This window comes from Salmonella sp. A29-2 (genome assembly GCF_020150755.1).
In the GTDB taxonomy this organism is placed as follows: Bacteria; Pseudomonadota; Gammaproteobacteria; order Enterobacterales; family Enterobacteriaceae; genus Salmonella; species Salmonella enterica.
On record NZ_CP083731.1, the window covers coordinates 1,046,453 to 1,062,179 of the forward strand.

The following is a 15,727-nucleotide window of genomic DNA, read 5'->3' on the forward strand; positions in this document are numbered from 1 at the left end:
CCGTTACGCTAACGCGTCTTTATCAATACCCAATCGCTTCATACGCGATAGCAGGGTGGTTCGTTTAAGCCCCAGACGCTGCGCCGCGCCTTTTGGTCCAGCCACTACGCCATTGGTCTCTTTCAGCACGCGTATAATAAGCTGATATTCATCTTCGCCTTCTTTGGCGCTTTCAGTCGCAACAGGCGAGGTATCGGGCGTTACGGCGGTAATATCCGGCAGCGACAGTTGTAGCACATTGCCGCGCGTCAGCAGCACGGCGCGCTCGACGACATTCTCCAGCTCGCGAACGTTCCCCGGCCATTCCATGCTGCTGAGCGTGCGCAGCGTTTCGGCGGGAATGCTGTCGATATTACGCCCCATTCGGCGGGCGATTTTGAAAGTGAACGCTTTGACCAGTAGTGGAATATCTTCCGGACGTTCGCGCAACGGAGGAAGCTGGATCGGAAAAACATTCAGCCGATAGTAGAGATCGTTACGGAATTCGCGATCGGCGACCATTTTTTTCAGATCGCGGTTAGTCGCGGCGATCAGCCGCACGTCGGTCTGGATCAGTTTATTGCTGCCGAGACGTTCAAACTCTTGCTCCTGAAGGACGCGCAGCAGCTTAGGCTGTAGCTCCAGCGGCATGTCGCCCACTTCATCCAGAAACAGCGAGCTTTTATCCGCCAGCTCGAAACGGCCAATCCGCTGCGCGCTGGCGCCGGTAAACGCGCCGCGCTCATGACCAAACAAATCGCTTTCCAGCAGCCCCGCCGGCATCGCGGCGCAGTTCATTTTTACCATCCTGCGCCCGCTACGTCCGCTCAGGTTGTGAATGGCGCGGGCAATCAACTCTTTACCGGTTCCCGTTTCGCCCAGAATCAGTACGGTACTGTCGCTCTGCGCCACCATCTCAACCTGCTTTAGCACGTTGTACATCGCTTCGCTGCGCCCGATGATCTCGCCAAACTCGCTGTCGACGTTATTAAGCTGCTCCGTGAGCGCCAGGTTTTCGTCGACCAGGCGTTCCTTCAGTCGGTGGATTTCCTGATAGGCCAGCGCATTATCCACGGCAATGGCTACCCGTTCGGCAATCTGACGCAGCAGCTTGAGGTTGGCGGTGGTAAACACTTTTTCTTCGCACTGCGCCAGTTTGAGCACGCCAAGCATCGTCTTGCCGGACATCAACGGCAGCAGGCAAAGCGTCTGGATCTGATTGCCCCAGGTATCGAACAGCATGCGTTCGTAGGGAGCAAGCGGATCGCGTTCGTTGAGGTTGATAAGCAGCATCTCTTTACTTTTAAAGACGCGCTCCGTGAGCGTGCCGGCTTCGTCGACTTCGCTCTGTTCGTGCGCCGGATGATGCTCATCAAGGTAGTGGGTGGAGTAGATATTCAGCTTATTTTTGCGATGGCTGCGCAACACGATGCTGATCGCGTCGATATTGAAATAGTGGTGGATCTCTTTTGCGACTTCGCTTACCAGCTCATCAATATCCAGACGCGACAGGACGGCGTTGGTGATTGCAACCAGAATACGGAAGTTATCGCGTTCGCGGCACAACAGATCATAATCGACATTATTGTTTACCCGGTTTTGAATTTGCTCGGCGACCACGCCGACAATTTGGGTAAACGTATGCAGACGGTCATATTCCTTTTCACTCCAGGGACGATCTTCCTGACGGATGAATTCGCAGCCGCCGAAAATACGGCCCTCCGCGGCTAAAGGAAGCAGACAGTAATGACCAAATTCAGGGTAGAGGCCGCTCGCGGCAAGCTGCGGCCAGGTTTCGATAAACTCATGGAAATTACAGTGCAATGCATCGGGGCGAGAAAGGATGCGACGTACCGGGCCGTGCGCCAGTACGGTTTCATCTTCATATTCAACAGGACGGCCATTTTCTCGCGTCGCATAATATTGTGCGCGTTGCGACTGCGCCTGCCATAGCACAATGCCGGCGCTGTCGGCGAGCGCTGAACGCTTTACCAGTTGCGAAAGCGCTTCACTGAGCGACGCCAAATCGGGCTGCTGCAATAAGGTACGAGTGATATCGAACAAGCCTTGCTGTCCAAGATCGCTCATGGGTGTATACGACATGTTGCTTTTCCAGGAAAATACCGCAAAACGGTGCGAAAACGGTAAATGAATTATAGGTATAAGTCGTAAGTTATTGCCGGATGGCTGACCGCAAACTCGCTGGTCACACACTCCGTAGGCCTGATAAGCAAAGCGCCATCAGGCGTTAATGCAGCGTTAATGCCGGATGTCGACGCAAATGCGTCTTATCCGGCCTACAGTATGCTGCCAACAGGCTGCTAGCATATACGAGGTAATGGTTCGGCGTGTGGCAAATCAAGGGTTCGCTTCACGCCATAGAGTCCGGCTAAGCGAACGCCTTTGCGTTCCACGACTTCGCCAATCAGCGCCGCATCACGTCCCAGCGGATGCGCGCGTAATGCCGCCAACGCCCGATCTGCGGCCTGCCGTTCAACGGCAATCACCAGTTTTCCTTCGTTGGCAAAGTTCAGGGCATCCAGCCCCAACAGCTCGCAGACGCCGCGCACGGCAGGTTTGAGCGGCAGTGCGGATTCGGACAATTCAATACCGTAACCGCAGGACGCCGCAAACTCATGGGCGACCGCATTCACGCCGCCGCGCGTGGCGTCACGCAATGCCTTAACTCCGTCAATATGACGCAGCGTCTGAATTAGCGGCGTTAATACTGCGCAGTCGCTCGCCAGCTCGCCATCCAGTCCCAGTTGCTCACGCAGGTTGAGGATAGTGGCGCCGTGATCGCCAAGCGTACCGCTGACTAACAGCACATCGCCAACGCTCAGCGTTTGCGCGCCCCAGTGAATATCGGCGGGAATCGCCCCCATGCCGGCAGTGTTGATAAACAATTTATCCGCCGCGCCGCGCTGCACAACTTTGGTGTCGCCGGTTACAATGGCGATACCCGCTTCCCGCGCGGTCGCCGCCATGCTATTGACCACGCTTTTTAACGTCTCCATCGGCAGCCCTTCTTCAAGGATAAAGCCGCAGGAGAGATAGCGGGGGATCGCGCCGCTCACCGCTACGTCGTTCGCCGTACCGCAAATCGCCAGTTTGCCGATATTGCCGCCGGGGAAAAAGAGCGGATCGATCACATAGCTATCGGTAGAAAACGCCAGACGGTCGCCCTCCGCCGTCAGTTGCGCCAGCTCCAGACGCGCCTGATCTTCTTGTTCCGCCAGCCACGGGTTGGCAAAGGCCTCCATAAACAGGCTATTAATCAACTGTTGCATAGCCTGGCCGCCGCTGCCGTGGGCGAGTTGTATATTGTTCAAACTTCACACTCCTGCTGACGATACTGATACCAGGCGGCGCATGCGCCTTCGGAAGAGACCATCAGCGCGCCGAACGCGGTCTCTGGATTACATGTTTTACCAAATAGCGGGCACTGATGCGGCTTGCATCTGCCGGTCAGCACTTCGCCGCAGCGGGCGCGCGGATCGTCATAGACCTGTTGCGGCGCTGGGCGAAAGTGCGCTTCGGCGTCAAAGCGCTGATACTCTGGCGTCAGGTGGACGCCGGAGGATTCAATCACGCCCAGACCGCGCCACTCGCTGTCGCCATTAACGCAGAACACATCGGCGATGGCCTGCTGCGCCAGCATGTTTCCGGCATCCGGCACCACGCGACGGTATTGGTTTTCAACCTGGCTTAGGGCCGCTATTTTCTGCTCAACCAGCATGACCACGCCTTGCAGTAGATCAAGCGGTTCGAATCCAGCCACCACCAGCGGGCGATTAAAATCGGCGGCGATAAACTGGTACGCCTCGGTGCCGATGACCATGCTGACGTGCCCTGGCGCAAGAAAGGCGTCAATGCCGTTGTCCGGCTGCTCCAGTAGGCTACGCAGCGTCGGGATCAGCGTAATGTGCTGGCAGAAAAAGTAGAAGTTTCGCACGTCACGCTGTTTTGCCTGCTGTAGCGTGATGGCGGTGGTCGGCATGGTGGTTTCAAAACCCAGCCCGAAAAATACTACTTTGCGGGTCGGGTTATCCTGCGCCAGCTTCAGCGCGTCCATCGGAGAGTAAACAATACGCACATCCGCGCCGCGCGCTTTAGCCTGCAACAGAGAACCCTGTTTCCCCGGCACGCGCATGGCATCGCCAAAGGTGCAGAAAATCACCTCCGGATGGCTGGCGATTTCCACGCAACTGTCGATGCGTCCCATTGGCAGCACGCAGACCGGACAACCGGGGCCGTGAATAAACTCCACGTTTTCGGGCAGTAACTGATCGAGACCAAATTTAAAAATTGCGTGGGTATGACCCCCGCAGACTTCCATAATGCGCAACGGACGTTCGGCAGTGTAAGGAAGAAGGGCGGCGCGTTCACGCAGGTGTTCAATGAGCTGCATCACCTGTTCCGGCGCACGGTACTCGTCAACAAAACGCATTATCTCTCCTCACCATACAGCAGTGCGCCGACGTCCGGCTCAACATCAAACATATTTTGTAGCGCGTCGAGCGTGTCGCGCGCTTCCGCTTCGTTAATGACGCTCATGGCGAATCCGACATGAACCAGCACCCACTGACCCAGACGCGGCTGACCGTTTTCATCACAACTGCCGACTAATGTGAGATCGACGTCGCGCTGAATGCCGCAGACGTCAACTTTTGCCTGATTGCCGTCAATGGCGCGGATTTGACCCGGCACGCCTATGCACATCGCTGCGCCTCCAGCCAGGCCAGCCACTGATCCATGCCTTCGCCGCTGGTGGCGGAAATCAGGATAATTTCAATCTCCGGGTTCACTTCACGCGCGCTGGCGATGCACTTCTCAACGTCAAAATTGAGGTAGGGCAGCAGATCGACTTTATTGAGCAGCATGAGCGACGCAGCGGCAAACATATGGGGATATTTCAGCGGCTTATCTTCACCTTCGGTCACGGAAAGCACTGCGACTTTATGCTTTTCGCCCAGATCGAAGCTGGCCGGGCAGACAAGATTACCGACGTTTTCGATAAACAGAATACCGTGGTCATCCAGCGGCAGGCGCGGCGCGGCGTCGGCGATCATTTGCGCGTCAAGATGGCAGCCTTTACCGGTGTTGACCTGAATGGCGGGCGTGCCGGTAGCACGGATGCGGGCGGCGTCGTTCACTGTCTGCTGGTCGCCTTCAATCACCGCGCACGGTACACGGTCTTTCAATTTCATTAGCGTTTCAGTCAGCAGGGTGGTTTTACCGGACCCGGGGCTGGACACCAGGTTGAGCACCAGTTGCTGGCGGGCGGCGAAACGGGCGCGGTTGCGCTCAGCCAGACGATTATTTTTGTCCAGCACGTCGATTTCAACCTCCAGCATCCGCCGCTGACTCATACCAGGCGCGTGGGTTCCGGCTTCGCCGTGGCCGTAATGCAGATCGCCTTCTGCGGTCTGACTTGGGGCAAAGTCAGGCGTTTTAATGCCGGTAATATTCAGCGCCGGGCGAGCCGCTGGGGCAAAGGGCGCGCTACGAAACGCTGAGTGCGGATTATGTTCATCGCCTTCTATATAAAGGTTGCCTTCAGCGCAACCGCAAGTCGTACACATCGCTTACTCCTGATCTTTTTCTTGTTACAGGCTTTCTGCCGGATGGCGACGCGAGCGTCTATCCGGCATTAATCTTCAGTTTCATCAATCTCTATGCGCCGAATTTGTAAGCCGTCATCGGCCACAATTCGCAGCGTATCGCTATGACATTGCGGACAACGACGTACACGGTGGGTTAACAACGTGACATATTGTTGACAATGCTCACACCAGCATTCGGCTTCCTGTTCTTCGAGGTGCAGTTTACAACCTTCTGCTATCGTGCCGCGGCATACCAGATCAAAACAAAAGGAAAGAGCGCTGGTTTCCACGCAAGAAAATGCGCCAATTTTGATCCAGACGGCTGTCACACGTTTTGCACCGTATGCTGAAGCCTGTTGTTCAATCAATTCCAGTGCCCGTTGGCAGAGGGTGATTTCGTGCATATCGCCTCCCGTAGTGGTTGCCCCTGTAAAGCAATATTTATGCCAATATTTTTATCCCCTGGCAGGTTAATGTCGACGATGACGAAATGACATGTCGTCACCGCGTCGAAACGGCAGTAACTGCGCTCGTCTGCCATTAAAAACAATAAGTTAAAAGTTGGCATGGAAAATGCTTAACGCAGGCATCTCTGTTAAACGGGTAACCTGACATGACTATTTGGGAAATAAGCGAAAAGGCCGATTACATCGCGCAACGGCATCGTCGCCTACAGGACCAGTGGCATATTTACTGCAACTCGCTGGTTCAGGGGATCACCCTCTCGAAAGCGCGCCTGCATCACGCAATGAGCTGCGCGCCGGAAAGGGATCTTTGCTTTGTCCTGTTTGAGCACTTTCGTATTTACGTCGCGTTGGCGGATGGTTTTAACAGCCACACCATTGAGTACTACGTTGAAACCAAAGATGGCGAAGATAAACAATTGATTGCACAGGCGCAGCTCGATATCGACGGCAAGGTTGACGAACGGGTTAACAACCGCGATCGCGAGCAGGTGCTGGAGCACTATCTGGAAAAAATCGCCAGCGTTTACGACAGCCTCTATACCGCTGTAGAAACCAACTCGCCGGTTAATTTGCGCCAATTGGTAAAGGGAAACAGCCCGGCGGTATAAGCCTGAGGCGTTGCCCGCTTTGATTCGCGATGTGGCGTTGCGCCATGTCATGAATGTTTTGGGGATGGGCGTGTCGATAAGTGTCGAAAATGACATTTCAACGGCATGTTTTCGTCAAAAATGACAATCACCTGAGGAATGCCTGGTGAATCGTTTTGTAATTGCTGACTCCACTCTCTGTATCGGCTGCCACACCTGTGAGGCCGCCTGTTCAGAGACGCATCGCCAGCATGGCCTGCAGTCAATGCCGCGCCTGAAAGTGATGCTGAATGAAAAAGAATCTGCGCCGCAGCTTTGTCACCACTGTGAAGATGCGCCATGCGCCACGGTATGCCCGGTTAACGCGATTAATCGCGTTGACGGCGCTGTCCAGCTTAATGAAAGCCTGTGCGTGAGCTGCAAACTGTGCGGTATTGCCTGTCCGTTTGGCGCTATTGAGTTTTCCGGCAGCCGTCCGCTGCATATTCCGGCGAACGCCAATACGCCGAAAGCGCCGCCCGCGCCGCCAGCGCCTGCGCGCGTCAGTACGTTGCTCGACTGGGTGCCGGGCGTACGCGCTATTGCGGTGAAATGCGACCTGTGCAGCTTTGACGAGCAAGGCCCGGCCTGTGTGCGGATGTGCCCGACTAAAGCGCTACACCTGGTGGATAACACGGATATCGCCCGCGCCAGCAAACGTAAACGTGAGCTGACGTTTAATACCGATTTTGGCGATCTCACCTTGTTTCAGCAGGCTCAGAGTGGGGATGCATAATGAGTTCACTTTCACTGATTACTAGCGGCGTCGCGTGGTTTGCCGCCGCCGCCGTTCTGGCGTTTCTGTTTTCGTTTCATAAAGCGCTGAGCGGCTGGATTGCCGGTATCGGCGGCGCGGTCGGCAGCCTGTGTACGGCTGGCGCGGGGTTCACCGCGCTGACCAGCGCCGTTACGGTGAGCGGCGTGATGCCGTTTACCGGCCACATGCTGCAAATAACGCCGCTGAATGCTATCTGGCTGATTACGCTGGGGCTGTGCGGTCTGTTCGTCAGCCTGTTCAATATCGACTGGCATCGCCATCCACAGGTAAAAGCCAACGGACTGTTGATCAACCTGCTGATGGCGGCAGCTGTCTGCGCCGTGGTCGCCAGTAATCTGGGGACGATGGTGGTGATGGCGGAAATCATGGCGCTCTGCGCCGTGTTCCTCACCGGCGGTAGCAAAGAGGGCAAACTGTGGTTTGCGCTGGGCCGTCTCGGTACGCTGCTGCTGGCAATCGCCTGCTGGCTGGTGTGGCAGCGCTACGGCACGCTGGATCTGGGGCTGCTGGATCAACGCGCTCAGCAACTGCCGCTGGGCTCCGATATCTGGCTGCTCGGCGTTATCGGTTTTGGTCTGCTGGCCGGGATTATCCCGCTACACGGTTGGGTGCCGCAGGCGCACGCCAACGCCAGCGCTCCCGCCGCCGCGCTGTTCTCGACCGTGGTGATGAAGATCGGGCTGCTGGGCATTCTCACGCTATCTCTGCTTGGCGGCAATGCGCCGCTGTGGTGGGGCGTGGCGCTGTTGGTGCTTGGGATGATCACCGCCTTTGTCGGTGGTTTGTACGCGCTGATGGAGCATAACATTCAGCGCTTGCTGGCCTATCACACGCTGGAAAATATCGGCATCATTTTGCTCGGTCTGGGCGCAGGCGTTACCGGGATTGCTCTCAATCAGCCGGTACTGATCGCGCTGGGTCTGACCGGCGGGCTCTATCACCTGCTGAACCATAGCCTGTTCAAAAGCGTGCTGTTTCTGGGCGCGGGCAGCATCTGGTTCCGTACCGGTCATCGCGATATCGAAAAACTGGGCGGTATTGGTAAACGGATGCCGGTTATTTCTATCGCCATGCTGGTCGGTCTGATGGCGATGGCGGCGCTGCCGCCGCTGAACGGCTTTGCCGGCGAGTGGGTGATTTACCAGTCCTTCTTCAAACTGGGCAACAGCGGTGCGTTTGTTGGTCGTCTGTTAGGACCGCTGCTGGCGGTTGGCCTGGCGATTACCGGCGCGCTGGCGGTGATGTGTATGGCGAAAGTTTACGGCGTGACGTTCCTTGGCGCGCCGCGCACGAAGGAAGCTGAAAATGCCAGCTGCGCGCCGATCCTGATGGGCGTCAGCGTGGTGGCATTGGCGATTTGCTGCGTACTGGGCGGGGTTGCCGCGCCGTGGCTGCTGCCGATGATTTCCACTGCGGTACCGTTGCCGCTGGAAACCGCGCACACCACCGTATCGCAGCCGATGATCACGCTGCTGTTGGTCGCCTGTCCGCTACTGCCGTTCATCATTATGGCGATGTTCAAAGGCAACCGTCTGCCGTCGCGTTCTCGCGGCGCGGCCTGGGTGTGCGGCTACGACCATGAGCAGTCGATGGTGATTACCGCGCACGGTTTCGCCATGCCGGTGAAAGAGGCCTTTGCCCCGGTACTCAAATTGCGTAAATGGCTGAACCCGGTATCGCTGGTACCGGGCTGGCAGAACGCGGCGGCCGCGGTGCTGTTCCGTCGTCTGGCGCTGATTGAGCTGGCGGTGCTGGTGGTGATTGTGGTTTCACGAGGAGCCTGAAAATGAGTGTGTTTTATCCGTTAATTCAGGCGCTGGTGCTATTTGCCGTTGCGCCATTGCTGTCCGGTATTACTCGCGTGGCGCGCGCCCGTCTACACAATCGCCGAGGGCCGGGCGTGTTGCAGGAGTACCGCGACATTATCAAACTGCTCGGTCGTCAGAGTATTGCGCCCGCTGATTCTGGCTGGGTTTTTCGCCTGACGCCGTTTGTGATGGTCGGCGTGATGCTGACTATCGCCACCGCGCTGCCGGTCGTCACCGTTGGATCTCCGTTGCCGCAACTGGGTGATTTAATCACCCTGATTTACCTGTTCGCGATTGCACGCTTCTTCTTCTCTATTGCAGGCCTGGATACCGGCAGCCCGTTCACCGCGATCGGCGCCAGCCGTGAAGCGATGCTCGGCGTGCTGGTGGAGCCGATTCTGCTGCTGGGTCTGTGGGTCGCCGCGCAGGTGGCGGGTTCAACTCATATCAGCAATATCGCCGATACCATTTATCACTGGCCTGTCGCGCGCAGTATTCCGCTGATTCTGGCGCTGTGCGCCTGCGCCTTCGCCACCTTTATCGAAATGGGCAAGCTGCCGTTCGACCTGGCGGAAGCGGAGCAGGAGTTGCAGGAAGGGCCGTTGACCGAATACAGCGGTAGCGGCTTTGCGGTGCTGAAATGGGGCATCAGCCTTAAGCAACTGGTGGTGCTGCAAATGTTCGTCGGCGTGTTTCTGCCGTGGGGACAGATGGAAACCTTCAGCGCAGGCGGACTGTTGCTGGCGCTGGTGATTGCCATCGTCAAGCTGATTGTCGGCGTACTGGTGATCGCCCTGTTTGAAAACAGCATGGCGCGACTGCGTTTTTGCGCCACTTCACGCGTGACCTGGGCCGGTTTTGGGTTTGCGTTTTTAGCCTTCGTCTCCTTGCTGGCGGCGTGATTTAAGAGAGTTTGAGCATGTCTGAAGAAAAATTAGGTCAACAATACCTTGCGGCGCTGCACCAGGCGTTTCCGGGCGTCGTGCTGGACGAAGCCTGGCAGACCAAAGATCAGCTGACTATTACGGTGAAAGTAAACTATCTGCCGGAAGTGGTGGAGTTTCTTTACTACCAGCAGGGTGGGTGGCTGTCGGTGCTGTTCGGTAATGACGAACGCCAGTTGTGCGGCCACTATGCCGTTTATTACGTACTGTCGATGGAGCAGGGCACGAAGTGCTGGATTACCGTTCGCGTTGAAGTGGATGCCAATAAGCTGGAATTCCCATCCGTTACGCCGCGCGTGCCGGCTGCCGTGTGGGGTGAGCGCGAAGTACGCGACATGTACGGTTTAATCCCGGTCGGTCTGCCGGACGAGCGCCGTCTGGTGCTGCCGGACGACTGGCCGGATGAACTCTATCCGCTGCGTAAAGACAGTATGGATTATCGTCAGCGCCCGGCGCCGACCACCGATGCGGAAACCTACGAGTTCATTAACGAGCTGGGTGACAAGAAAAATAACGTGGTGCCGATTGGCCCGCTGCATGTTACTTCCGATGAACCGGGCCACTTCCGTCTGTTCGTCGATGGCGAAAACATTATCGACGCCGACTACCGCCTGTTCTACGTCCACCGTGGTATGGAAAAACTGGCGGAAACCCGCATGGGTTATAACGAAGTCACCTTCCTGTCGGATCGCGTGTGTGGTATCTGCGGCTTCGCCCACAGCACCGCCTACACCACTTCCGTGGAAAACGCGATGGGCATTCAGGTGCCGGAGCGTGCGCAAATGATCCGCGCTATTCTGCTGGAAGTGGAACGCCTGCACTCGCATCTGCTCAACCTTGGCCTGGCCTGTCACTTCACCGGCTTTGACTCCGGCTTTATGCAGTTCTTCCGCGTGCGTGAAACCTCCATGAAAATGGCAGAGATACTGACCGGGGCGCGCAAAACTTACGGACTGAACCTGATCGGCGGGATTCGCCGCGATCTGCTCAAAGAGGACATGATCCAGACCCGTCAACTGGCGCAGCAGATGCGTCGTGACGTGCAGGAGCTGGTGGACATGCTGCTGAGCACGCCGAATATGGAACAGCGTACCGTGGGTATCGGTCGTCTGGACCCGGAAATTGCCCGCGACTTCAGTAATGTCGGCCCGATGGTGCGCGCCAGCGGTCACGCCCGCGACACCCGCGCCGACCACCCGTTTGTCGGTTACGGTCTGCTGCCGATGGAAGTACATAGCGAGCAGGGCTGCGATGTGATTTCTCGTCTGAAAGTCCGTATCAACGAAGTTTACACCTCGCTGAATATGATCGATTTCGGTCTGGATAATCTACCGGGCGGCCCGCTGATGGTGGAAGGCTTTACCTATATTCCGCACCGTTTTGCGCTCGGTTTCGCTGAAGCGCCGCGTGGTGACGATATCCACTGGAGCATGACCGGCGACAACCAGAAGCTGTACCGCTGGCGCTGCCGTGCGGCGACCTACGCCAACTGGCCAACGCTGCGCTATATGCTGCGCGGCAACACCGTTTCTGATGCGCCGCTGATTATCGGCAGCCTCGACCCGTGCTACTCCTGTACCGACCGGATGACCGTGGTCGATGTGCGTAAGAAGAAGAGCAAAGTCGTGCCGTACAAAGAACTTGAGCGCTACAGCATTGAGCGTAAAAACTCGCCGCTGAAATAAGGAATCGCCATGTTTACCTTTATCAAAAAAGTTATCAAAACCGGCACGGCGACCTCGTCTTATCCGCTGGAGCCGATTGCGGTTGATAAAAACTTCCGCGGCAAGCCGGAACATAATCCGCAGCAGTGCATCGGCTGCGCCGCCTGCGTTAACGCCTGTCCGTCGAACGCCCTGACGGTAGAAACCGATCTTGCGACTAATGAGCTGGCGTGGCAGTTCAATCTTGGCCGCTGCATCTTCTGCGGTCGCTGCGAAGAAGTTTGCCCGACGGCGGCGATCAAACTGTCGCAAGAGTACGAACTGGCAGTGTGGAAGAAAGAAGATTTCCTGCAACAGTCCCGCTTTGCGCTGTGCAACTGCCGCGTGTGTAATCGTCCTTTCGCCGTACAGAAAGAGATCGACTACGCCATTGCGCTGCTTGCGCACAACGGAGACAGCCGCGCGGAAAACCACCGCGAAAGCTTTGAGACCTGCCCGGACTGTAAGCGTCAGAAATGCCTGGTGCCGTCCGACCGTATTGAACTGACTCGCCATATGAAAGAGGTCAGCTAATGAGCAATTTATTAGGCCCGCGTGACGCCAACGGCATTCCGGTACCGATGACGGTGGATGAATCCATCGCCAGCATGAAGGCGTCTCTACTGAAAAATATTAAGCGTTCGGCATACGTTTACCGCGTGGATTGCGGCGGCTGTAACGGCTGTGAAATCGAAATCTTTGCGACGCTTTCGCCGCTGTTTGATGCCGAGCGTTTCGGCATCAAAGTGGTACCGTCGCCGCGTCATGCCGATATTCTGCTGTTTACCGGCGCGGTGACCCGCGCCATGCGCTCTCCGGCACTGCGCGCCTGGCAGTCGGCGCCGGACCCAAAAATCTGTATCTCTTACGGCGCCTGCGGCAACAGCGGCGGTATTTTCCACGATCTGTACTGCGTGTGGGGCGGTACCGACAAAATCGTCCCGGTGGATGTGTATATTCCAGGCTGCCCGCCAACGCCTGCCGCCACGCTGTATGGCTTTGCGATGGCGCTTGGCCTGCTGGAGCAGAAAATCCACGCCCGCGCGCCGGGTGAGCTGGACGATCAGCCCGCAGAGATCCTGCATCCGGATATGGTGCAGCCGCTGCGCGTGAAGGTGGATCGCGCGGCGCGCCGGCTGGCGGGTTATCGCTATGGTCGTCAGATCGCCGATGATTACCTGACACAGTTGGGGCAGGGCGAGCAGCAAGTGGCGCGTTGGCTGGAAGCGGAAAACGATCCGCGTTTAACCGAAATTGTCACCCATCTCAATCATGTTGTTGAAGAGGCGCGTATCCGATGAGCGAACAGGTGGTGTTCAGTCAACTGAGCCGTAAGTTTATTGATGAGAACGATGCGACGCCTGCCGAGGCGCAGCAGGTTGTCTATTACAGCCTGGCGATTGGTCACCACCTGGGGGTTATCGATTGTCTGGAGGCCGCGCTCACCTGCCCATGGGATGAGTATCTGGCGTGGATCGCCACCCTGGAAGCCGGTAGCGATGCCCGGCGTAAAATGGAAGGCGTGCCGAAGTATGGCGAGATCGTCATCGATTTCAACCATGTGCAAATGCTGGCGCGCGCGTTTGATGAGGCGCGCGCCGCGCAGACCCCGCAGCAGCAAGAATGGAGCAAACTGATGCTCAGTATGCTGCATGACATTCATCAGGAAAGCGCCATCTACCTGATGGTGAGGAGGCTTCGTGACTGACGTTTTACTCTGTGTCGGCAACAGCATGATGGGCGACGACGGCGCAGGCCCGTTACTGGCGGAAATGTGCGCGGCGCAGCCGAAGGGTAATTGGGTGGTGATTGATGGCGGCAGCGCGCCGGAAAACGACATTGTGGCGATTCGCGAACTGCGCCCGCAGCGTCTGTTGATTGTCGACGCCACCGACATGGGGCTTAATCCGGGCGAGATCCGCATTATCGATCCGGATGATATCGCCGAAATGTTTATGATGACCACCCACAATATGCCGCTCAACTACCTGGTCGATCAGCTGAAAGAGGATGTCGGCGAGGTGATTTTTGTTGGTATTCAGCCGGATATCGTCGGGTTTTATTATCCGATGACTCAACCGATTAAGGACGCGGTAAACATCGTCTATCAGCGCCTGGAAGGCTGGCAGGGAAACGGCGGATTTGCCGCGCTGGAAGCGCCGGAGGCGTAAAATGCGCACATATTTAGGGAGAATTTGTGTTACACGGCAAAGGCGGTAAGAAGGACGTGAAGATTATCGTATGGAGCGGACTGCTATTTTTCTGCATCGCCGCGCGCGCACTGGCCACCGGTTTTGTCGGTTACCTGCCGATGAGCGACGGTGAATATGCGCAAAAGCGTGCGCTGAAGCCGCTGTTGACCCTGCCTTATTCTGTATCGCCTGACCAGACCTGGCATTTTCGCCAGGTCGGAGTCAGTGGCGTGACGCTACTGCCGGAGCCGAAAAAAGATAACGAATGGCGGATTAGCGGAAAAGACAGAGCCGGTAATTCGTGGGTTGTCCCGGTGGGAATGCTGATTAATTTGGCGGGTAATGCGCAATTTTATCGCGCTGACCTCGATCGTAACGGCATTCAGGATCTGGTTATCTGGTTGGGCAATCCTGGGTTGGGCCTGGCGCCGAGCGCGCAATACATCATTTTCACCTTTCTCAAGAATGGCCGCCCCTGCGTCTTTGAACCGTGGGGGTTTTATACCGCCACCGATACTGGCGTCGATGATTTGCTTGATTTACAGGGCAATGGGCGCACGCAACTGTTGGATATGCAGTTTGACTCAGGCTACTGGATAACCAATTTATATCAGGTGAAGGACGCCCGCTGGCAGCGCGTACACGGCTGGTTTGGCCGGTTGAGTTATCCGGCGCTGACCCGTTTTAATCACTATCCTGGCCGTAAATTAATTATCAAACCTATTGCCGGAAGGAATCCGCAAACGGACGATCTTTCCCTTACGCAGCGCTGTTTAATACGCGGTAACGTATTGCCAGGCGTTAATCAGGATTGATGTCAGTTGCGGTGCAGAGTTGACTGGCTATCACTGCAAATCTTGACCACCACTGGCGACATTACGTGTCATCGACACTTGTGACGATGACACGTAAATGCTCACGAAAATAGAAAGAATGTTCTTAAATAACAATGAAATAAAAATTGGCACGATTCGTGTATATATCGGCACATCATCTGTTATTGCTGGAGAATTTGATGAACCGTTTCATCATTGCAGACGCGAGTAAGTGCATTGGTTGCCGTACCTGTGAAGTGGCTTGCGTCGTATCCCATCAGGAAAATCAGGATTGCGCATCGCTGACCCCTGAAACCTTTTTACCTCGTATCCATGTCATCAAAGGCGTGAACGTTTCCACGGCAACGCTGTGTCGCCAGTGTGAAGACGCGCCGTGCGCCAACGTTTGCCCGAATGGCGCCATCAGCCGTGACAAAGGTTTTGTTCATGTGATGCAGGAACGTTGCATTGGCTGTAAAACTTGCGTAGTGGCATGTCCTTACGGCGCCATGGAAGTGGTGGTACGTCCGGTGGTTCGCAATAGCGGCGCGGGGCTGAACGTGCGTGCCGAAAAAGCCGAAGCCAACAAGTGCGATCTGTGTCACCACCGTGAAGCCGGTCCGGCCTGTATGGCCGCTTGCCCAACGCACGCCCTCATCTGCGTGGACCGCAATAAGCTTGAACAGCTGAGCGCGGAAAAACGCCGTCGTGCAGCGCTGGATTCAACGGCATCGCTGCTTTTCTGATTTCTGCGATTGCGCGTAGAATACGCCACAAAGCATTGCCGGATGGCGGCATCAATGCCTTAT

Annotated in this window: 17 protein-coding genes; 11 read left to right on the top strand and 6 right to left on the bottom strand. The window is 56.4% G+C overall.

All coding sequences use genetic code 11. The annotated features are described in order from the left end of the window. Positions 1–3: 3 nt before the first annotated feature. The 6 genes from flhA to hypA all read right to left on the bottom strand — a co-directional run bounded on the left by flhA (position 4) and on the right by hypA (position 5,989). Positions 4–2,082, bottom strand: a complete 2,079-nt coding sequence (flhA, locus tag K8W53_RS05090) for a formate hydrogenlyase transcriptional activator FlhA (protein WP_023195227.1) — start codon at positions 2,080–2,082, stop codon at positions 4–6. A gap of 218 nt (positions 2,083–2,300) precedes the next feature. Further along, entirely contained in the window at positions 2,301–3,311 is a 1,011-nt protein-coding gene (gene hypE, locus K8W53_RS05095; protein WP_001059959.1) for a hydrogenase expression/formation protein HypE, read from the bottom strand. Further along, on the bottom strand, positions 3,308–4,429 hold the full coding sequence (gene hypD / locus K8W53_RS05100) for a hydrogenase formation protein HypD (RefSeq protein ID WP_001212962.1): 1,122 nt from the start codon (positions 4,427–4,429) through the stop codon (positions 3,308–3,310). The genes hypE and hypD overlap by 4 nt, the downstream gene beginning before the upstream one ends. After that, on the bottom strand, positions 4,429–4,701 hold the full coding sequence (gene hypC / locus K8W53_RS05105) for a hydrogenase 3 maturation protein HypC (RefSeq protein WP_000334871.1): 273 nt from the start codon (positions 4,699–4,701) through the stop codon (positions 4,429–4,431). The genes hypD and hypC overlap by 1 nt, the downstream gene beginning before the upstream one ends. Next, on the bottom strand, positions 4,692–5,564 hold the full coding sequence (hypB, locus tag K8W53_RS05110; protein WP_000337636.1) for a hydrogenase nickel incorporation protein HypB: 873 nt from the start codon (positions 5,562–5,564) through the stop codon (positions 4,692–4,694). Before hypB ends, hypC begins: the two co-directional genes overlap by 10 nt. Positions 5,565–5,632: 68 nt before the next feature. After that, positions 5,633–5,989: a hydrogenase maturation nickel metallochaperone HypA gene (hypA, locus tag K8W53_RS05115; protein ID WP_000544461.1), complete on the bottom strand. Its 357-nt coding sequence runs from the start codon at positions 5,987–5,989 to the stop codon at positions 5,633–5,635. Between the two features lie 209 nt (positions 5,990–6,198). On the opposite strand from hypA, the gene hycA reads away from it, so the two are divergent. From hycA to hydN, 11 genes are all read left to right on the top strand, one after another. Continuing rightward, complete coding sequence (gene hycA, locus K8W53_RS05120; RefSeq protein ID WP_000158075.1) at positions 6,199–6,660, top strand: formate hydrogenlyase regulator HycA; 462 nt, start codon at positions 6,199–6,201, stop codon at positions 6,658–6,660. A 145-nt stretch (positions 6,661–6,805) separates the two neighbouring features. Continuing rightward, positions 6,806–7,414: a formate hydrogenlyase subunit HycB gene (gene hycB, locus K8W53_RS05125; protein WP_001079163.1), complete on the top strand. Its 609-nt coding sequence runs from the start codon at positions 6,806–6,808 to the stop codon at positions 7,412–7,414. Further along, positions 7,414–9,240 (top strand): formate hydrogenlyase subunit 3, encoded by a 1,827-nt coding sequence (gene hycC / locus K8W53_RS05130; protein ID WP_000097041.1) that lies wholly within the window; start codon positions 7,414–7,416, stop codon positions 9,238–9,240. Before hycB ends, hycC begins: the two co-directional genes overlap by 1 nt. A 2-nt stretch (positions 9,241–9,242) precedes the next feature. Further along, positions 9,243–10,166, top strand: coding sequence for a respiratory chain complex I subunit 1 family protein (locus K8W53_RS05135; RefSeq protein WP_000110562.1), 924 nt, complete (start codon positions 9,243–9,245; stop codon positions 10,164–10,166). 17 nt (positions 10,167–10,183) lie between these two features. Beyond that, the gene (gene hycE, locus K8W53_RS05140) at positions 10,184–11,893 is read left to right on the top strand and encodes a formate hydrogenlyase subunit HycE (RefSeq protein WP_001288155.1); all 1,710 of its coding nucleotides are present in this window, start codon (positions 10,184–10,186) and stop codon (positions 11,891–11,893) included. Between the two features lie 9 nt (positions 11,894–11,902). Continuing rightward, on the top strand, positions 11,903–12,445 hold the full coding sequence (gene hycF / locus K8W53_RS05145; RefSeq protein ID WP_000493767.1) for a formate hydrogenlyase subunit HycF: 543 nt from the start codon (positions 11,903–11,905) through the stop codon (positions 12,443–12,445). After that, positions 12,445–13,212 (top strand): formate hydrogenlyase subunit HycG, encoded by a 768-nt coding sequence (hycG, locus tag K8W53_RS05150; protein WP_000067419.1) that lies wholly within the window; start codon positions 12,445–12,447, stop codon positions 13,210–13,212. Before hycF ends, hycG begins: the two co-directional genes overlap by 1 nt. Beyond that, complete coding sequence (locus K8W53_RS05155; protein WP_000003725.1) at positions 13,209–13,619, top strand: formate hydrogenlyase maturation HycH family protein; 411 nt, start codon at positions 13,209–13,211, stop codon at positions 13,617–13,619. Before hycG ends, K8W53_RS05155 begins: the two co-directional genes overlap by 4 nt. After that, positions 13,612–14,082: a hydrogenase maturation peptidase HycI gene (hycI, locus tag K8W53_RS05160; RefSeq protein ID WP_023181870.1), complete on the top strand. Its 471-nt coding sequence runs from the start codon at positions 13,612–13,614 to the stop codon at positions 14,080–14,082. Before K8W53_RS05155 ends, hycI begins: the two co-directional genes overlap by 8 nt. Before the next feature lie 26 nt (positions 14,083–14,108). Further along, the gene (locus K8W53_RS05165; RefSeq protein WP_023225051.1) at positions 14,109–14,918 is read left to right on the top strand and encodes a hypothetical protein; all 810 of its coding nucleotides are present in this window, start codon (positions 14,109–14,111) and stop codon (positions 14,916–14,918) included. A 200-nt stretch (positions 14,919–15,118) separates the two neighbouring features. Then, positions 15,119–15,664 (top strand): electron transport protein HydN, encoded by a 546-nt coding sequence (gene hydN, locus K8W53_RS05170; RefSeq protein WP_001078791.1) that lies wholly within the window; start codon positions 15,119–15,121, stop codon positions 15,662–15,664. The last annotated feature ends 63 nt before the right edge of the window (positions 15,665–15,727 follow it).

Bases quoted from the DNA above. Each gene is read 5' to 3' on its own strand.
- flhA (WP_023195227.1), bottom strand. From the start codon at position 2,082: ATGTCGTATACACCCATGAGCGATCTTGGACAGCAAGGCTTGTTCGAT.
- hypD (WP_001212962.1), bottom strand. From the start codon at position 4,429: ATGCGTTTTGTTGACGAGTACCGTGCGCCGGAACAGGTGATGCAGCTC.
- hypC (WP_000334871.1), bottom strand. From the start codon at position 4,701: ATGTGCATAGGCGTGCCGGGTCAAATCCGCGCCATTGACGGCAATCAG.
- hypB (WP_000337636.1), bottom strand. From the start codon at position 5,564: ATGTGTACGACTTGCGGTTGCGCTGAAGGCAACCTTTATATAGAAGGC.
- hypA (WP_000544461.1), bottom strand. From the start codon at position 5,989: ATGCACGAAATCACCCTCTGCCAACGGGCACTGGAATTGATTGAACAA.
- hycA (WP_000158075.1), top strand. From the start codon at position 6,199: ATGACTATTTGGGAAATAAGCGAAAAGGCCGATTACATCGCGCAACGG.
- hycC (WP_000097041.1), top strand. From the start codon at position 7,414: ATGAGTTCACTTTCACTGATTACTAGCGGCGTCGCGTGGTTTGCCGCC.
- K8W53_RS05135 (WP_000110562.1), top strand. From the start codon at position 9,243: ATGAGTGTGTTTTATCCGTTAATTCAGGCGCTGGTGCTATTTGCCGTT.
- hycE (WP_001288155.1), top strand. From the start codon at position 10,184: ATGTCTGAAGAAAAATTAGGTCAACAATACCTTGCGGCGCTGCACCAG.
- hycF (WP_000493767.1), top strand. From the start codon at position 11,903: ATGTTTACCTTTATCAAAAAAGTTATCAAAACCGGCACGGCGACCTCG.
- hycG (WP_000067419.1), top strand. From the start codon at position 12,445: ATGAGCAATTTATTAGGCCCGCGTGACGCCAACGGCATTCCGGTACCG.
- K8W53_RS05155 (WP_000003725.1), top strand. From the start codon at position 13,209: ATGAGCGAACAGGTGGTGTTCAGTCAACTGAGCCGTAAGTTTATTGAT.
- hydN (WP_001078791.1), top strand. From the start codon at position 15,119: ATGAACCGTTTCATCATTGCAGACGCGAGTAAGTGCATTGGTTGCCGT.